Raw genomic sequence first — 18,524 nt, 5'->3', positions numbered from 1 at the left:
AGTGCAGTTACCCTTTTTGCTGTTATTCGTTCGTTACCGCTTCGATTTCCATCAACGACGTCATGCCACGTTTTACTTTCAGCAGGCCCGCCTGCCGCAAATCAATCATGCCTTCTTTTCTGGCAAGATCAGCAATTTCCATCGCATTACCACCGCTCATGATCAGCCTGATCATGCTATCGGTAATTGGCATAACTTCGTAAATGCCGACACGCCCCTTATAACCCGACCCTTTGCACTCATCGCAGCCCACGGGTCCATAGGGTTTCCAGGAGCCATCCAGGTCTGCCTGACTGAAGCCCGCAGACAGCAGTGCTTTCTCGGGAATATCAACCGGTGCTTTGCAATGCTTGCACAAACGTCTGGCCAGTCGCTGAGCCATGATCAGTAACACCGAACTGGCTACGTTAAACGGGGCAACGCCCATATTCAACAAGCGGGTCAAAGTTGCCGGCGCATTATTGGTATGCAAGGTTGAAAAGACCATATGACCCGTCTGCGCGGCCTTGATGGCAATATCGGCAGTCTCGAAATCACGGATCTCACCCACCATGATGACATCCGGATCCTGACGCAGAAATGAGCGCAACGCAGAAGCGAAAGTCAGCCCAGCCTTTTCATTGACGTTTACTTGATTGATACCCGGCAAGTTGATCTCGACCGGGTCTTCAGCAGTCGAGATATTGGTATCTGATTTATTCAGAATATTCAGACAGGTATACAAAGAAACAGTCTTGCCGCTACCTGTTGGCCCCGTCACCAGCACCATGCCGTAGGGACGCTCAATAGCCTTTAGCAGCATTTCCTTTTGAGCAGGTTCATAGCCCAGTTGTTCGATATCCAGCGATGCCGCAGAGGCATCCAGAATACGCATGACAATCTTCTCGCCATAAAGCGTCGGCAGCGTGCTCACCCGGAAATCAACCGCTTTGTGCTTGGAAATCACCAGTTTCAGACGGCCATCCTGTGGTACCCGTTTTTCGGAGATATCCATCTTGGAGACGACCTTGATACGAGAGGCAAGTTTTTTCGTTATACCCAATGGCGGCTGCGCAACCTCTTTCAACACACCATCCACGCGGAAACGTATCCGGTAATACTTTTCGTACGGCTCAAAGTGGATATCGGATGCCCCGCCATTAATGGCGTCCATCAGCACTTTATTGACGTACTTGACCAGCGGTGCATCTTCCACCTCGGATGAGGATTCGACATCGACAATAGCATCGCCATCGGTGAGTTCCAGATCGCCAAAATCATCCCCCGCCAAATCTGTCAGAACTTTATTGGCATTCTCAGTCGATCGGCGCAACAAGCTTGCCAGCTTGTCATCCTCGACCACGACAAGATCAATTCCCAGACCAGTCTTGAAGGTAATTGTGTGGAATGTCGCCGAATTGGTCGGATCGGATGTCGCGATAAACAGCTTGCTGCCCCGCTTGAACAGCGGCAGCAATCGACCCGAAACGAGGATATCCTCATCCACCACCCCTCTTGGCAAGGTATCCGTTTGCAGACTAGCCAGGTCAAGTAGCGGCAAACCGAACATGTTGGCCGCAAACACAGCGACTTCCTGAGCACTCAACTTTTTGCTCTGGACCAGTTGCTCGACAAAGGTAATGCCTGATGTCTGAGCCTGCTTCTGAATCGCTTCGGCATCGTGCATCAGCAACTTGTCGCTTTGCACCAGTGCCCGTCCCAGTCCGGAGATAGTTGTCGTGCTCATGAGGGGATCCGAGATGAAGAATGAAAAGATTATACGTTCATTACATCAGACTAGATCACTCGCTGCTTCTCAAAATGAAAAAAGGCTGCCGAGGCAGCCTTTTTCAGAGCGAGAAGTTCTGATTAGAACTTGTGGCCCAGGTATACAGCGAATACGCGGGTACCAGTGTTGCTGGTATTGCCCATGTCGCTGGTGCGCTGGAATTCAACGCCAGTCCAGGTACGCTTGGACAGATCGTAGTTCACGCCCAGGGAGAATACGGAGTAGTCGTTGTCCAGCTTGGTGCCAGTAGCGTCCTTGCTGTCAGCTTCTTTCCAGTAACCGATCTTAGGAGTGATGTTACCCATTTCGTAGGTAGCGCTCAGGCCATAACCACGGGTCTTGGCAGAACCAGACTTGGTGGAGCCGTAACCGAAGTTAACACCCAGAGCATCGAACTGAGTAGCGATGGAGAACTGCTGCTGGTTCTGGCTAACACCTACGTTCTTGTCGGTGGAGTTAGCGTATTCGAACTTGGCAACACCAGCGTCATACTTAAGACCGAAGGAGTTGTTGTACAGAGCGGAAGTTGCGCTCTCTTTCAGCTGATGGGACAGGGCAACAGTCAGACCGCCGATAACTGGAGCATCGTAGCGGATCGAGTGCTTCAGACGCTTCTCACCAGCCTTGTAGGAACCGATAACAGCATCGTTACCATGAACGCCGATTACGTCGAATACGTCAGCAGCTGCACCGAAACCGGAGTTGGTCGGGTTGGAGATGTTACCGAACTTAACGGTACCAAAAGCACCAGACAGACCGATGAAGGTGTCACGGCCGTTCCAAGCATTGGTAGTTTCGTCGCCAGTTGGGTCGATACGGTTAGCAACCTGCCAGATAGCTTTCAGGCCATTGCCCAGATCTTCGTTACCGGAGAAAACGATCTGGCCAGCGTTACGGAACATGTTGTTATTGGAAGCAGCGTTATCAACCTTCAGGTTGGTAGCGCCAACTTCGATGTTACCGGAGATGGTAACGTCAGCCATAGCAACGGCCGGCAGAGCAGCCAGAGTAGCCAGAACGATCAGCTTTTTCATGTGTGTTCCTTTCAGGTCATGGACACTGCCCGGTCTTGGCCGAACCAAAGGCCCGGCAGGGCTGTTTTGACCACGGCATATCGCAGTGGTATCTGGGCTGCACTATAAAACTAACGTTGTAAAAAAACCAAGTCGCCCTCACCCAAAAAAATCAAATGGCATTGGCAATGCGATGTGAGAAAAAAATAAGTACATGTTTTAATTGATAAAATATAAAAAATGCCAACAGTGCTTAATTGCAACAAAAGCACGAATATGTTGCAATATAACAACGAAAACTTCTACACAAACAAAAAACCCCACAGCTTTACCGTGGGGTTTTTTATGACCGAGTGGATTACACCACTCAGGCTTGAAGCTTAGAACTTGTGGAACAAGTACACAGCAGTAGCGCGACGGTCATCCTTTATACCGGAGAGCGACTCGTTCTGAGTGCTGAATTCAAAACCGGCATAAGTACGCTTGGAGATGTCGTAGTTAACACCCAGAGTCAGCGCGCGGAAGTCATCATCAGCCTTCACGCCATCGGTAACGCTATCGCGTTCATTCCACAACGAGCCGGTAAAGGTCAGCTTGTCCAGTTTGTAGTTGGCCGCAATACCAAAACCGCTGTTTTTCTTTTCTGAAGACGTGCCAACGACAGCCACTTTCTTCTGAGCATAACCGGCATACAGACCCAGATCGCCAAAAGAAGTACCACCGCTCAGCTGAATATGACGATCGGTCTTGCCTTTAACAGTGGCGTTAACACGGTTCTCAACGGTAGCCTGAACAGAGAACAGGTCAGACTTGTATTTCACACCGAAGTCATTGGCGTAAGCCGGACGGGACTCGCGATCAGCAGCCGGGCTAGCAACAGCTGCAGTTGCTTCCTTGATCTGGTGAGAAACGGCGAATTCGAAACCACCGTAGTTGGCCGAGTCAAAGCGCACGCTGTGCTTGTGACGGGCTGCACCACTGCTCATGGAAATACCGCTGCCAGCAAGCTGGTAGGTCTGGTCAACCTGGGAGCCATAACCGGAGTTGGTCGGGCTGGAAACATTACCGAAACGCACACGACCAAAATCACCGCTCACGCCAATGAAGGTGTCACGGTTCGCCCACTGAGTGCTGGCACCTGTCTCGTCGCCAGCCGGATCGATACGGTTAGCCACCTGCCAAACAGCCTTGATGCCATTGCCCAGATCTTCGTTACCCGAGAAAACGATCTGGCCAGCATGGCGGGACATATTATTGGTAGAACCTGCATCACCAACTTTAACGTTGGAGAGAGCAACACCGATATTGCCGGTGATAGCAACGTCAGCAACAGCAACGGCAGGCAAAGCGGCCAAGGTGGCCAGAACGATCAGCTTTTTCATAATATTCCCTAGTATGTGCAGCGCCAGCAGTTTTGAAATCTGGCTTGTTATCTTGTTGCAACAATCTGTCGCAACCGCAGGACCATACTAATCAGCAACATCACACCAAAACAACAGTATTTTTTAGGATTTTATATCTTAAAATTTGAATATATTTACTTATAAAATCATTAACACATTGAAACAATTGATTTTTTGTAAAAATCATCAACAATTGTTAATTTGCAACTATATCAATACATAATGTGTTGTGACGCATTTTTCCAACTACAAAAACCGAATATGTCGAATATTAATGCCATAGCATGGCTAAGACGCGATCTCCGCCTACCAGACAATGCCACCCTATACGCCGCCAGCCAGGCAAAACCCGCCCGCCTCTTTGTTGTTTTTGTTTTTGACAGAAACATCCTGTCAGAACTACCTGGTGACGATCGCCGCATGCCACTCCTGCACAGCGCAGTGCACGAGCTGAAAATTGCCTTGCAAAAAAGTGGGGGCGACTTGCTCTGCCTTCATGGCGACCCGGTAAAACTGATTCCCGAGCTGGCCAGCCAACTGAATTGCGATACTGTGTATGCCGGTTCAGATTACGAGCCCTATGCCAGAACCAGAGATATGGAGGTTGGTCGCAAGCTCGCCGACCTAGGCAAACAGCTGAGCCTCAAGAAAGACCATGTCATTTTCGAGAAGGATGAATTGCTGACTGGCACGGGAAAGCCCTACACCGTTTTCACGCCTTATATGAAACGTTGGCTGCAGGCCTTCCACTCAGGCATGCTCACCACCTTCAATACCGATACCACAGCACTGCAACAAGCCCCTGCCGGCTATGACATTCCGACACTGGCCGAACTTGGCTTTTGTGAAGCGGACATAAAGCTGCCGACAGGACGTAGCGGTGCCTTGCAATTACTGGATGATTTCTCCAGCCGCATTTCCCGCTATCAGGAGCTAAGAGACTTCCCCGCCAAAAAGGGCGTCTCCTACCTTTCCGCCCATCTGCGCTTTGGCACGATCTCGATACGCGAGGTCATGCGAGTTGCCAGCCAGGAAAGCAATGCCGGTTCAGAATGCTGGATGAAGGAGCTGATCTGGCGCGAGTTTTACCAGCAATTACTCTGGCACTTTCCACACGCAGCAGAAACCAGCTTCAAGGAAGAATACCGGGAGCTGGCTTACCCCAATAATCAGGACTGGTTTGATGCCTGGTGCGAGGGCCGAACCGGCTACCCGATTGTGGATGCAGCCATGCGTCAGCTGAATAACAGCGGCTATATGCACAATCGCTTGCGCATGATAGTGGCGAGCTTTCTGGTCAAGGATCTGCTTGTCGACTGGCGCTGGGGGGAACGCTATTTTGCCGAGAAGCTACTGGACTTTGACCTTGCGGCCAATAATGGCGGCTGGCAGTGGGCGGCTTCGACCGGTTGCGACGCTCAACCCTACTTCCGGATTTTCAACCCCGTCACCCAGTCCGAGAAGTTTGACCCCGAAGGTCAGTTCATCCGGCGTTACGTGCCAGAACTGGAAAAACACGATAACAAAGCCATTCATGCCCCATGGCTGGCCAAGAATCCGCCTTTGGGCTTCCGGCTGGGACGAGACTACCCGGCGCCGATTGTCGATCACGCCACCCAACGCAAGCTCGCGCTTGAGCTGTTTGGCAAGCAATGAAAAATGCCCGGCAAGCCGGGCATTTTTCTGCTTATCAAACTAGCCGTTCTGATCCGGCTTGCCGATCTTGTCTTCCTTGCCACTCATCAGATTAAGCAGATTGCTCTTGTGACGGTGAATCACCAGCATCGCAATAATCATGCTGGTACCGAAATAGATGCTTTGTGGGCCAACAACAAAATAAGCGTAAACCGGCACCAGTACACAGGCGACGATCGCAGACAGCGATGAAATCTTGACGACAAAGGCCATGAATAGCCAGGTCGCCAGCGCAGCCAAGGCCAGCCAGCCATTGAACGCCAACAGCACGCCTACAGCCGTAGCAACCCCTTTGCCACCTTTGAAACCGAAAAACACCGGCCACATATGACCGACCAGCACGGCAAGGCCTGCCATTGCGACATGCTGCTCGGTCAGCCCATAACCCGGCCCGATCAAACCGACCAGCCACACTGCCAGCCAGCCTTTGACGCCATCGCCCAGCAAGGTCAGGCCTGCGGCCAACTTTTTGCCAGAACGCAAGACATTGGTTGCACCGGGATTCTTGGAACCATAGGTACGCGGATCAGCCATGCCCATCAGCCGCGTCACGATCACGGCAAAGGACAGGGAACCAAGCAAATAGGCCAGTAAAATGAAGGCGAACGCTGTTGTGCTCATGGCGAATCAACTAGAATGCAGGACTTGGCATTCTACGGTATCGGGCAAAATTCCCAAAGCCCGCAATAATGGACATCATTTTTCTGCGAGAAGTTAAGGCCGAAACCGTCATCGGCGTTTACGACTGGGAGCGCACCGCCCCGCAACACATCCTGCTGGATATGGAAATCGGCATTCCCAGTGAAGTGCCGTGCCACACCGATAATATCGGCGACACGATTCACTATGGCGAGGTTGTCGAGCGCATCAGATCATCGCTGTCCGAGCAGCATTTTCTGCTGATCGAGGCACTGGCAGAGCACATTGCCAAAATCATTCGCGATGAGTTTGGTGCACCATGGGTGAAGGTCTCCGTTACCAAGCTCAATATCTTGCAAGATGTCAGATATGTTGGTGTATGCATTGAACGCGGACATCGTCCAAGCTGACTCGCCCGCACAATAAATGATTCAAGAATGGGTATTTTGAAATCGGCGCAAAATACCCATTACCGCCGCAAGACCGTCACGCCAGGCTTTAACCTCAGCCATAACTGGGCACACTGCCAGCCGTCTGTCTCGTCCGCGGTTGAATAGAGACAGGCCAAATCCTGAAGCAGCCCTACAACCTCCTGCTTTGTAGCTGTGGCTCCGACTGATTCCATGCATCTGCCAGAGCCCGAAGATCACTGCTCCTGATTTCGCATGAAGTCAGCGGTATTGAAAAAAGCTTCCAGCAACTTCTGCTTCAGCCAATCCTCGCAAACCAGCTCATCCACTGCTCTTGTCATGCATGACATCCACTGATCGCGGGCCAACGCATCAACGGCAAAAGGCATGTGGCGCATCCTCAAACGCGGATGGCCGAATTTCTCCATATACAGAGCAGGCCCACCCAGCCAACCCGAGAGAAACATGTACAACTTCTCGCGTGACTCGGTCAGATCCGCCGGATGCATATCCCGCAACGATTTGACCTCCGGATCACGGTCCATGATGTCGTAAAACCTGTCCGTCAACCAACGTACAACACCTGCACCACCCAGCAATTCATAAGGTGTCATTTCCTGCATTGCATCTCTCTTTCCGCACAATCAAGGCTCAAGCTTTTGGCTTGGCCAGCTCGTAAACAGTCTTTCCCCTCAGGGCAAAGTAGTCACTCGCAAAATAGAAATTCTCCGAGTGCCCGACAAACAACAAGCCATGAGGTTTTACCAAAGGATGAAACTTCTTCAATACGGACAACTGGGTATCCCTATCGAAGTAAATCATCACATTGCGGCAAAATATCGCATCAAACTGTTTGCGCATCGGCCAGCCCGAGTCAATCAGATTCAGACGGCTAAAGCTGATCATGTCGCGCAGCATGGCTTTCGCCTGGTAGTTGCCATCAGGCAGCTTGTCAAAGTAGCGCGTCGCATAGCCAGCCGGTAATCGCGAAATCTTGTCCGCCGGATAAATCCCCTTGCGGCCAACCTCCAGTACCGTGGTGTCGAGATCGGTAGCCAGAATCTGTACGTTAGCCCTGCCACCAAATGCCTCGCAAACCGTCATCGCAATCGAGTATGGCTCTTCACCGGTTGACGATGCCGCACACCAGATACTGATATCACTCTTGTTGGTCAACGATTTGAGATAGTCGCTCAAAATCTGGAAATGGTGCTCCTCCCGAAAGAAGAAGGTGAGATTGGTTGTCAGTGCATTTACAAACAACTCAAACTCTTTCTTGCCGGCAATCGATTGCAGATAGGCGAGATAGGCAGGAAACCCATCCAGTTTCAGCTCGCGAATGCGTCGTACCAACCGCCCGTAAACCATATCCTTCTTGCTCGGATTCAAGGCAATGCCCGCCTCGCGCCTGATGAGATTACGAATCTGATCAAAATCCTGATCAGTGAATGTAAACTCGCGGACAAACTGCACCTTGGGTATCGAGATGGGGGGCATCTTGTTTTGCATGCTGGTTTACCTATGTAAAAAACCCGGGACTAGCCCGGGTTTTGTCATTGCACCGTTCTGACTCAAACCGAGAACGAAGAACCGCAACCACAAGTAGTCTGGGCGTTCGGATTGCGGATCACGAACTGGGAACCCTCGATACTTTCTTGATAGTCGATTTCAGCACCAACAAGGTACTGATAGCTCATCGGGTCAACCAGGAAGGTCACGCCACCACGTTCGATAGCGGTATCATCCTCGTTTACGATTTCGTCAAAAGTGAAACCGTACTGGAAACCGGAGCAGCCGCCACCAGTGACAAAAACTCGCAGTTTCAGGTCAGGATTACCCTCTTCTGCCACCAGATCACGTACTTTGTCACAAGCACTGTCGGTGAAAGCAATAGGAGTCAGGGTTTCGGTTGCTGCAGTCATTATTCAAGCCTCACATAAGGGACGAATCGCACCAGCGATCCTTCATCCCACTATTTTAGTCGGATATCGGTACAACTGGCCACATTTCAAGATCAGGGCAGCAGCGGAACAATATCCAGACCGGCGCGCTCTTCTTGGCCAAACATCAGGTTCATCACCTGCACAGCCTGCCCCGACGCACCTTTGACCAGATTATCTTCCACGACCAGAATGATCAGCAGGTCGCCGTTATTTGGTCGGTGCACGGCGATACGCGCAGTATTGGCGCCACGCACCGAACGCGTCTCCGGGCAGCTGCCTGCAGGCATCACATCGACAAATGGCTCGCTGGCGAAACGCTCTTCATACAGTTTCTGGTAGTCAACATCACGGCCTTCAGGGCGGATACGGGCATAAATGGTCGAGTGAATGCCACGAATCATCGGCGTCAGATGCGGCACAAAAGTCAGGCTGACAGGCGCACCATGAATGGCGGCCAACCCTTGCTCGATCTCCGGAGTGTGACGATGGCCTTTTACGCCATAAGCCTTGAAATTGTCACCCGCCTCGGCAAACAGGGTACCTACCTCGGCCTTGCGTCCGGCACCGGAAACGCCGGATTTGCAATCAGCAATCAGGGTATTGGTCTCGATATACTGCTTGCCACCTTCGAGCACCGGCAACAGACCCAGCTGTACCGATGTCGGATAGCAGCCTGCCATACCGATCAGATTCGCACGCTGGATGGCTTCACGATTAACTTCTGGCAAACCATACACCGCCTCATCCAGCAAATCGGTGCAGCTGTGCTCCATCGCATACCATTTCTGGAATACGGCCGGATCTTTCAGACGGAAATCCGCTGCCAGATCGATAACCTTGACACCGGCAGCAAGCAGCTCACGCGCCTGGGCCATGGCCACGCCATGCGGAGTAGCAAAGAATACGACATCGCATGCCTTCAGGTCAGTTTCGTCAGGCGTGGAGAAAGCGACACTGACGCGCCCGCGCAGGCTTGGAAACATCTCGGAAACCTGCATACCTGCTTCTTTGCGAGAAGTCACCGCAACGACTTCGGCACCCGGGTGATTGGCCAGCAAACGCAATAACTCGACTCCGGTGTATCCGGTACCACCAACAATGCCAACCTTGATCATGCGCGGCTCTCCAATATAAAAAAATGTCGCAAAGGCGACATGGTAAGACGAGAGCACGTGCAAGGCAATAATGAAAAAAGCCACCGCGATGCGGTGGCTTTTCGGTCGTACGCCAGCGAATTAACGCTTGGAGAACTGCTTGCGACGACGTGCCTTGCGGAAGCCGACTTTCTTACGTTCAACTTCACGGGCATCGCGGGTAACGAAGCCGGCGTTGGACAGGGTCGGTTTCAGTTCGGCGCTGAAGTCAACCAGAGCACGGGTGATACCGTGACGGATTGCACCAGCTTGGCCAGTTTCGCCACCACCGGAAACGTTGACCATGATGTCAAACGATTCCAGGTGATCAGTAATCTGCAGCGGCTGACGGATAACCATGCGGCCAGTTTCGCGAGCGAAATACTGGTCAACTGGCTTGCCGTTAACAACGATCTGGCCGGAGCCTTTCTGCATGAACACACGAGCTACAGAGCTCTTGCGACGGCCGGTACCGTAGTAATATTTACCGTTCATCTCTTAATTGCCTCTGATCAGATTTCCAGCACTTTAGGCTGTTGCGCGGTGTGTGGATGCTCGGTGCCGGCGTAAACCTTGAGCTTCTTGATCATCGCGTAACCCAGCGGGCCTTTCGGCAGCATGCCTTTGACGGCTTTTTCCAGAACGCGCTCAGGGAACTGGTCTTGCAGTTCGGTGAAGGTGCGCTCATAGATACCGCCCGGGTAACCGGAGTGGCGATAGTACTTCTTGTCCTGGGCCTTGTTACCAGTTACGCGCAGTTTGTCTGCGTTAACGACAACAATGTAATCACCAGTATCAACGTGCGGAGTGAACTCCGGCTTGTGCTTGCCACGCAGGCGACGTGCGATTTCAGCGGCAAGACGGCCCAACACCTTGTCTTCGGCGTCGACCACATACCACTCGCGCTTTACCTCATGCGGCTTGGCAGAAAAGGTCTTCATGGAACTCTACCATCGTAATTCTTGAAAGTTCCGGATTCTATTACAACTTGATTTCGCTGTCAAAACAAAGCTGACCGTGTTCGCGAGTTTGGGGCAACTTTTCCACAAACACGAAAAACAAGTTGCGGAACAAAAAAAACGGCGCAATCGGCTATCCGGATTGCGCCAAGTTCCACCTATTGAAGGAGGATGGAGGAGACAACACCAAAACGCACACTGTCTGCAACGTCCTGATGCAGATGTGATTATGGTGACGACAGTGTAATTTTGCAAGTTCTTTGTTGCACCGCACGATAAAATCGCAACACCAGCATCACACTCCCCTCATGCAGAATGCTCAATCGAGGCGCAACGCGGTTTCCAGCGCGATTTCCATCATGTCGCGGAAGGTCGTCTGGCGCGCCTCGGCATCCATCGCCTCGCCTGTAGGAATGACATCCGACACGGTTACGATACCCAGGGCACGGGCACCATATTGCGCTGCAACACCGTAAATGCCGGCAATTTCCATCTCGACAGCATGCACCTTCATGCTGTTCAACGTATCCAGCAGCTGTGGCTGCACGCCATAGAAAAGATCTGCCGAGAAAACATTGCCGACATGAATTTTCTTGCCCAGCTCGTCAGCCACATCAACCGCTGTACGCAACAGGCCAAAATCTGCCGTTGCCGCAAAATCATGATCGAGGAAGCGCATGCGGTTGACCTTGCTATCGGTGCTCGCCCCCATGGCCACCATGATGTCGCGGATACCGAGCTTGGCCGGATCGGTCGAGCCACAAGAGCCGATACGGATGATGTTCTTGACGCCAAAATCCTTGATCAGCTCGGTGGTGTAGATGCTGGCCGACGGTATCCCCATGCCGTGCGCCATCACCGACAAGCGCTTGCCCTTGTAAGTGCCGGTGTAGCCGAACATATTGCGCACGCTGGTCACCTGCACAGCATTTTCCAGATAAGTCTCGGCAATCAGCTTGGCACGCAGCGGGTCGCCCGGCATCAATACGGTTTCGGCGAAATCGCCCATTTCGGCACCGATATGCGGTGTAGCCATGTTTCATCTCCTTGTTATATCGCGAACCTGCAAGCGGCAATACACGGCGGTGGCAAGGCCACGGGGTACGGTGTTTGCAGCCACAGGCAGAAATGAGACCCGACGAGCGTCCGTCACCTGCCGTGTACTCGTCGGGCTAGCTTGATCTTCAAGACAGGAACATCTTCAGGACAAGAAAGATGTCCCGTAATCCATTTTCGGCAGCGACAACCAGCTCGCCACGCTCTGGCCGATATCGGCAAACGTAGCGCGCTCGCCCAGACTGCCGGCCTTCACCAGCTTGCCATAACACAGCACCGGAATGTGCTCGCGCGTATGGTCAGAGCCTGGCCAGCTCGGGTCGCAGCCATGATCAGCCGTCAGGATCAGGATATCGTCCTCGCCCATCTTCGCCATGATTTCTGGCAGTCGCAGGTCAAACTCTTCCAGCGCGCGCGCATAGCCGGCAATGTCACGGCGATGACCGTAGCTGGAATCGAAGTCGACAAAATTGGTAAAGATGATGCTGTTGCCCGGCGTGCTGTCCATGGCAGCCAGGGTCTTATCCCACAACTCCTGGATGCCGGTAGCCTTGAATTTTTGCGTGATGCCGACGTGGGCGTAGATATCGGCAATCTTGCCGATCGACACCACTTCGCCGCCGGCCTCGGCCAGTTTTTGCAGCACGGTTGGTGCCGGCGGCTCTACCGCCAGATCCTTGCGGTTGCCGGTACGGGCAAACTGGCCCTTGCCGCTACCGACAAACGGCCGCGCAATCACGCGACCGATGTTGTACGGCGCCAGCGCCTCACGAGCGATGCGACACAGCTCGTAAAGGCGTTCGAGGCCATAGGTCTCTTCGTGGCAGGCGATCTGGAATACCGAATCGGCCGAGGTATAGAAAATCGGCTTGCCGCTAGCCATATGCTCTTCACCCAGACGATCGAGAATCTCGGTACCCGAAGCATGGCAATTGCCCAGATAACCCGGCAAGCCGGCCTTCTCGACCAGCTCGTCAAGCAGCGCTTGCGGGAAACTGTTTTCCTTGTCGCTGAAATAACCCCAGTCAAACAGCACCGGCACACCGGCGATTTCCCAGTGGCCGGACGGCGTGTCCTTGCCACTGGACAGCTCGCGCGCATAGCCATAGGCCGCCAGTGGCGCGGCCCTGTCCATCCCCTCGGGGAAGTAGCCGGACGACAGCTCGCATGCATGGGCCAAGCCCAGTTTCGACAGATTAGGCAGGTTCAGCACACCATTGCGGCCAACGTTGGCCGCACCACTGGCGGCCGCCTTCGCAATGCTGCCTAAAGTGTTGCTGCCGATGTCTCCGAACTTGTCGGCGTCCGCCGCCGCACCTATGCCAAGGGAATCCAAAACCAGAATTATTGCGCGCTTAGCAGCCATCTCGTATTGCCTCGTCATGTCGTGTATGCCATTAGTTTCAGGCATTTATCTGTAGTTCTAGCATGCCTTTCAGCCGCGTAAAAAGGCAAGCACTACAAGCATTTACACAAGGCAAAACGGCACGCCAGGTGGCGTGCCGCTAGTGTGAAACATCATGGCATCAGTAATGGCTGTCGGACAGTTTTTCCTCGCCGGCCAGCGTCGCCAGCAAGCTATCCAGCAAGCCCGATGCGCCAAAGCGGAAGTTGGCCGCAGTCAGCCAGTGCGGCCCCATGATGTCGACAGCCAGCTGCAGATAGGCAATTGCCTCTGCCGCGCTACGCACGCCGCCCGCCGCCTTGAAGCCGCACGGCCGGCCGCTATCGCGTATCGCCTGCAGCATGATGCTTGCCGCCTCCAGCGTGGCATTGACCTTGACCTTGCCGGTCGAGGTCTTCAGAAAATCGGCACCGCCCGCCAGCGCCAGCTCGCTGGCCTCGCGAATCAACGCTGGCGTGGCCAGCTCGCCGCTTTCGATGATGACCTTCAGCAACTTGTCGCCACAAGCGGCCTTGCAGGCGGCGACAAGCTCGCGGCCAACCTTGCCGTTGCCGGCCATGAGCGCGCGGTACGGAAACACCACGTCCACTTCGTCGGCACCATAAGCGATGGCGGCGCGGGTTTCGGCCACAGCAATCGCGATATCGTCACCGCCATCGGGGAAATTCGTCACCGTGGCAATGCGCACCGCCTCATTGCCACTGGCCGCCAGTGCCTTGCGTGCATGCGGCACGAAGCGCGGATACACGCAGACCGCCGCCACCTGACCGGCGTAACTGCCGGCTTTCTGGCACAAGGCCTCGATACGCGCGACAGTATCGTCATCGTTCAGCGAAGTCAGGTCCATCAGCGACAACGACAGCGCCGCGCCCGGTTTCAATTCCATGATCATTCCTTGAGGTTGGCCGCAAGCCGCTCAGACGCGGCGCGCTTCCTGCACGCCACGCACTTCCATCAGATGCGACAGCACGCGCGACAGATCGCGTACGTGGCGGACTTCGACGGTAAAGCGCAAGCGTGCCTTCTGGTCGCGTGACAGCGTATTGACGCCGATCACATTGATCTTCTCGCGGGTAAACACATCCGAGATATCGCGCAACAGGCCCGGCCGGTCGGCGGCCTGAATGTCGACATCAATCGGGAACACGCTGCCCTGCTGATTGCCCCAGTCGGCATCAATCAGCCGCTCCGGCGCCTCAGCCGACAAACGCTTGAGCGTGATGCAGCTGGTGCGGTGAATCGAGATCCCACGACCGCGCGTGACAAAGCCGGCAATCGCATCCGGCGGTGCCGGACGGCAGCATTTGGCCAGCACCGTCATCAGGTTGCCGACACCTTCCACCAGAATGCCGCCCGAATCATGGCCGCCACGACTGCGGCGCACGATGTCCTCGGGGCTGACTTCAGTTGGCGGCGGCGGCAACAGACTGGTAATCGCCTGCGCCACGGCACGCGAACCCACTTCGCCATGCCCCAGCGCGGCATACACCTCGTCCAGCCGGCCATAACCCAGTTTTTCGGTCAGATGCCCGAGATTGGGTTTGTGATGCGGATGGCGCGCCAGCTCGCGCTCGAAAATCTGCCGGCCGGTTTCCCGCACCACATCGACGTTCTGCTGGCGAATGTACTGGCGAATCTTGGCAATGGCGCGATGGCTCTTGACCCAGCCTTCATGCAGCCAGTTAACCGACGGCCCGCCTTCTTTCGCGGTCAGGATCTCCACCCGCTGGCCATTCTGCAGCGGCGTAGACAAGGGCACGATATGACCCTCGACCTTGGCACCACGGCAGTGGTGACCAACGTCGGTATGCAGCGCGTAAGCAAAGTCGATCGCCGTTGCACCATTGGGCAGCGCCAGCACCCGGCCTTGCGGTGTCAGCACATAAATGGTGTCGGCAAACAGCTCGGTCTTGAAGGCATCAGCCAGATCCTCGCGGTCCGAACTCGACATGTCTTCACGCCAGTCCAGCAGCTGGCGCAGCCAGGAGATTTTCTCCTCGTACTGCGCATCGCCCTTGCCGCCTTCCTTGTAGCGCCAGTGCGCCGCCACGCCGAACTCGGCATGCTCGTGCATCTCGAAAGTACGAATCTGCACCTCGACGCCACGCTCTTCCGGGCCAATCACCGCGGTATGCAGACTGCGATAGTCGTTGGCCTTGGGGTTGCTGATGTAGTCGTCGAACTCGCCCGGAATCGGCTGCCACATGCTGTGGATGATGCCGAGTACCGTGTAGCAGTCCTGCAGCCGGTCGACCAGGATGCGCACGGCGCGAATATCGTAAAGCTCGGAGAAATCGAGCTTTTTCTTTTTCATCTTTTTCCAGATGGAATAGATGTGCTTGGGTCGCCCCGCCACATCGCCCTTGATGCCGGCCTTGCGCAGCTCTTCACGCAGGGTCTCCAGCACGCGGTCGATGTAATCGATGCGCTCCAGCCGCCGCTCGTCGAGCAGTCTGGCGATTTTCTTGTAATTGTCCGGATCGGTATGGCGAAAGCCGAGGTCTTCCAGCTCCCACTTGATCTGCCATACGCCCAGACGGTTGGCCAAGGGCGCAAACAGCTCCAGCGTTTCACCGGCAATCATGCGCCGCACCGCCATGTCCTCGACACGCGGCAGGTAATGCATGGTCTGGGTGCGCCACGCCAGCTTGATCAGCACCACGCGGATGTCGGCCACCATCGCCAGCAACATCTTGCGCAGGGTTTCGGCCTGACGCGCCTTGTCCTCGGGCGTTGCCGATTTCTCGAGGCGCGCCAGCTCGGTCAGGCGGCGCACGCGGGTGGCGCCATCAAGCAAGGTCAGTACCGTGCGATTGAAGTCCTTGCCCAGCCACTCCTGCCAATCCTCGCGATAGTCGGGCACGGCAAACAGCAGGGTCGCCACGATGGCGTCGGTCAGCAGGTTCAGGTCAGCGACAATCGCAGCAGCCGCCACGGCATGACTGAACACATCCTCGCCGGTCTGCGGCAAGGCCTTGCCCTCGTAACACTGGCGGGCGATGGCAAAGGCTTTTTCCAGCTGCGGCCGCTCGTCGGCGGGCACCGCCGCCGCCATTTGCGACAGCCAGCGGCCCGGGTCAGCAGCATCAGCCAGGGTATCGGCAACCGAACGAACGACAGAAACCATTTACTTGCTCTCAATGAATCGGGTAAGGACAGGGTGAAGCACTTAATCGAACAGCGTCGGGTGCTGCAAGCCGGCTTGCGCGGCCAGCAACAGGCGACGCACCGGCGAAGGCACGCCGGCATCGGGCGCGGCGTCCAGCGTCAGCCACACGGCATTATCCTCGCGCACGCTGTTTGCGGCCAGCGTCTGCAAGGCCACACATTGCGGCGTGATATGCAGCCGGAAATGGGTAAATACATGGGTGAGCACCGGCCATGCCGGCAACAGATCACCCTCTCCCTGCCCGGCCAGCCAGTCGTCCACCGCCAGCGTGCTGTCAAACTCCGGCAGGCTCAGCAAACCGCCCCAGATGCCGGAAGGCGGCCGGCGCTGCAGCAACACCTTGCCCTCATGCACTGCCAGCAGCATCACCACTTCACGCTCCGGAATCGCCGCCTTGGGCTTGCGCTGTGGCAACTCGGCAGTGCGGCCGTCACGCCGCGCGACACAGCCATCCTGCATCGGACAGGCCGTACACAGCGGCTTGCTGCGCTTGCATACCGTCGCGCCCAGATCCATCAGGCCCTGGGTGTAGGGCTTCATGTTTGCGGCCAACGCCGGCAGCAAAGATTCGGCCAGCAGCCACAGCTGCTTTTCTACTGCCTTGTCACCCGGAAAACCGTCAATACCGAAGGCCCGTGTCAACACCCGCTTCACATTGCCATCCAGAATGGTCTCGCGCTGACCGAAGGCGAAAGCGGCAATCGCCGCAGCGGTCGATCGCCCGACTCCACACAAGGTTTCCAGCTCGGTGCGGCCGGACGGAAATTGTCCGCCAAACTGCGTCATCACCTGCTTGGCCGCCTTGTGCAGATTGCGCGCACGGCTGTAATAGCCAAGGCCACTCCACAGTGCCAGCACCTCATCCTGCGCCGCTGCGGCCAACGTTGCCACGTCCGGAAAACGAGCCATGAAGCGCGGATAGTAATCAAGCACCGTCGCGACCTGGGTCTGCTGCAACATGATTTCGGAAACCCACACCGCATAAGGGTCGGGCAATTGCCACGGCAGGCCATGGCGACCATGAATATGCTGCCAGCGCACCAGGCGCGCGGCAAAATCAGCTTGCAAGGACATTGCTTGGTGTCACGCACAAAAAACAACCGGTCATAATAAACCGCACAAGCAGCAAGACCAAGAAGTTAAAGGCAAATTCGGCTAGAATTGGAGGATTGTTCTTCAGGAATTCAAAAGCAATGTCCAGTTTCCGTTCCCGCCAGCGAGCCATTGATCGCCGCCAGCCTCTGCCGACAGCCCCGCGCAATGCGCCGCCGGCAGGCCAAACTCCCGCACCGCGCGCCGAGGGCGACAGACCGCATGCCGCCAAAGGGCGGGACGGCAAAGGGCATTTCGACCGCAAGCCACACGAAGGCAAGCACGGTTTTGAAGATCGCAAACCGCGCTTCGGCGACCGCCCACCGCGTGAAGGTGGTTTCGACAAGCCACGCTTTGGCGACCGTCCACCGCGTGAAGGCGGTTTCGACAAGCCGCGCTTTGGCGATCGTACACCGCGTGAAGGCGGTTTCGACAAGCCGCGCTTTGGCGACCGTCCACCGCGTGAAGGCGGTTTCGACAAGCCGCGCTTCGGCGACCGTCCACCGCGTGAAGGCGGTTTCGACAAGCCACGCTTTGGCGACCGTCCGCCGCGTGAAGGCGGTTTCGACAAGCCGCGCTTTGGCGACCGTCCGCCGCGTGAAGCTGGCAGTGACTTCGAACAGCGCAAGCCGCGCTTCGAAGATCGCCAGCCACGTGAAGGCGGTTTCGACAAGCCACGCTTTGGCGACCGTCCACCGCGTGAAGGTGGCCGTGACTTCGAACAGCGCAAGCCGCGCTTCGAAGATCGCCAGCCACGTGAAGGCGGTTTCGACAAGCCACGCTTTGGCGACCGTCCACCGCGTGAAGGTGGCCGTGACTTCGAACAGCGCAAGCCGCGC

General features: G+C 55.4%; 17 protein-coding genes and 1 pseudogene. 3 read left to right on the top strand and 15 right to left on the bottom strand.

The window, feature by feature from the left end:
* Window positions 1–22 precede the first annotated feature (22 nt).
* From pilB to ACZ9W6_RS10120, 3 genes are all read right to left on the bottom strand, one after another.
* Window positions 23–1,726, bottom strand: coding sequence for a type IV-A pilus assembly ATPase PilB (gene pilB, locus ACZ9W6_RS10130; RefSeq protein WP_465191009.1), 1,704 nt, complete (start codon window positions 1,724–1,726; stop codon window positions 23–25).
* Between the two features lie 122 nt (window positions 1,727–1,848).
* Window positions 1,849–2,802 carry a porin gene (locus tag ACZ9W6_RS10125; protein WP_465191007.1) on the bottom strand — a complete coding sequence of 318 codons (954 nt, stop codon included), beginning with the start codon at window positions 2,800–2,802 and terminating at the stop codon, window positions 1,849–1,851.
* A gap of 359 nt (window positions 2,803–3,161) precedes the next feature.
* Window positions 3,162–4,163: a porin gene (locus tag ACZ9W6_RS10120; protein WP_465191006.1), complete on the bottom strand. Its 1,002-nt coding sequence runs from the start codon at window positions 4,161–4,163 to the stop codon at window positions 3,162–3,164.
* 222 nt (window positions 4,164–4,385) lie between these two features.
* On the opposite strand from ACZ9W6_RS10120, the gene ACZ9W6_RS10115 reads away from it, so the two are divergent.
* Entirely contained in the window at window positions 4,386–5,840 is a 1,455-nt protein-coding gene (locus tag ACZ9W6_RS10115) for a cryptochrome/photolyase family protein (RefSeq protein WP_465191005.1), read from the top strand.
* A gap of 39 nt (window positions 5,841–5,879) precedes the next feature.
* Here ACZ9W6_RS10115 and plsY read toward each other — a convergent pair whose 3' ends face one another.
* Complete coding sequence (gene plsY / locus ACZ9W6_RS10110) at window positions 5,880–6,500, bottom strand: glycerol-3-phosphate 1-O-acyltransferase PlsY (protein WP_465191004.1); 621 nt, start codon at window positions 6,498–6,500, stop codon at window positions 5,880–5,882.
* 68 nt (window positions 6,501–6,568) lie between these two features.
* Here plsY and folB point away from each other — a divergent pair, with 68 nt between their 5' ends.
* A complete protein-coding gene (gene folB, locus ACZ9W6_RS10105) occupies window positions 6,569–6,928 on the top strand; it encodes a dihydroneopterin aldolase (RefSeq protein ID WP_465191003.1) in 360 nt (119 codons plus the stop codon).
* A 236-nt stretch (window positions 6,929–7,164) separates the two neighbouring features.
* Here the strand turns inward: folB and ACZ9W6_RS10100 are convergent, their stop codons facing one another.
* The 11 genes from ACZ9W6_RS10100 to mutY all read right to left on the bottom strand — a co-directional run bounded on the left by ACZ9W6_RS10100 (window position 7,165) and on the right by mutY (window position 17,667).
* Entirely contained in the window at window positions 7,165–7,551 is a 387-nt protein-coding gene (locus ACZ9W6_RS10100; protein WP_465191002.1) for a group II truncated hemoglobin, read from the bottom strand.
* 28 nt (window positions 7,552–7,579) lie between these two features.
* Window positions 7,580–8,437, bottom strand: coding sequence for a CheR family methyltransferase (locus ACZ9W6_RS10095; RefSeq protein WP_465191001.1), 858 nt, complete (start codon window positions 8,435–8,437; stop codon window positions 7,580–7,582).
* 62 nt (window positions 8,438–8,499) lie between these two features.
* Window positions 8,500–8,850 (bottom strand): iron-sulfur cluster insertion protein ErpA, encoded by a 351-nt coding sequence (gene erpA, locus ACZ9W6_RS10090; RefSeq protein WP_465191000.1) that lies wholly within the window; start codon window positions 8,848–8,850, stop codon window positions 8,500–8,502.
* Window positions 8,851–8,942: 92 nt separating this feature from the next.
* Window positions 8,943–9,986: an N-acetyl-gamma-glutamyl-phosphate reductase gene (argC, locus tag ACZ9W6_RS10085; RefSeq protein ID WP_465190999.1), complete on the bottom strand. Its 1,044-nt coding sequence runs from the start codon at window positions 9,984–9,986 to the stop codon at window positions 8,943–8,945.
* A 120-nt stretch (window positions 9,987–10,106) separates the two neighbouring features.
* On the bottom strand, window positions 10,107–10,499 hold the full coding sequence (rpsI, locus tag ACZ9W6_RS10080; protein WP_465190998.1) for a 30S ribosomal protein S9: 393 nt from the start codon (window positions 10,497–10,499) through the stop codon (window positions 10,107–10,109).
* 17 nt (window positions 10,500–10,516) lie between these two features.
* Complete coding sequence (gene rplM / locus ACZ9W6_RS10075; RefSeq protein WP_465190997.1) at window positions 10,517–10,945, bottom strand: 50S ribosomal protein L13; 429 nt, start codon at window positions 10,943–10,945, stop codon at window positions 10,517–10,519.
* 337 nt (window positions 10,946–11,282) lie between these two features.
* Window positions 11,283–11,999: a purine-nucleoside phosphorylase gene (gene deoD, locus ACZ9W6_RS10070; RefSeq protein ID WP_465190996.1), complete on the bottom strand. Its 717-nt coding sequence runs from the start codon at window positions 11,997–11,999 to the stop codon at window positions 11,283–11,285.
* Window positions 12,000–12,164: 165 nt separating this feature from the next.
* A complete protein-coding gene (locus tag ACZ9W6_RS10065; protein WP_465190995.1) occupies window positions 12,165–13,385 on the bottom strand; it encodes a phosphopentomutase in 1,221 nt (406 codons plus the stop codon).
* Window positions 13,386–13,545: 160 nt separating this feature from the next.
* A complete protein-coding gene (deoC, locus tag ACZ9W6_RS10060) occupies window positions 13,546–14,310 on the bottom strand; it encodes a deoxyribose-phosphate aldolase (protein ID WP_465190994.1) in 765 nt (254 codons plus the stop codon).
* 30 nt (window positions 14,311–14,340) lie between these two features.
* Complete coding sequence (locus ACZ9W6_RS10055; RefSeq protein ID WP_465190993.1) at window positions 14,341–16,551, bottom strand: RelA/SpoT family protein; 2,211 nt, start codon at window positions 16,549–16,551, stop codon at window positions 14,341–14,343.
* 42 nt (window positions 16,552–16,593) lie between these two features.
* The gene (gene mutY, locus ACZ9W6_RS10050) at window positions 16,594–17,667 is read right to left on the bottom strand and encodes an A/G-specific adenine glycosylase (protein ID WP_465190992.1); all 1,074 of its coding nucleotides are present in this window, start codon (window positions 17,665–17,667) and stop codon (window positions 16,594–16,596) included.
* 119 nt (window positions 17,668–17,786) lie between these two features.
* Here mutY and ACZ9W6_RS10045 point away from each other — a divergent pair.
* Window positions 17,787–18,524: pseudogene (locus tag ACZ9W6_RS10045) on the top strand (hypothetical protein); the annotation flags it as partial.

This window comes from Vogesella lacus (assembly GCF_979366295.1).
Note: the sequence above shows the minus strand (reverse complement) of the source record. Positions and strands in the feature narration are given on the sequence as shown.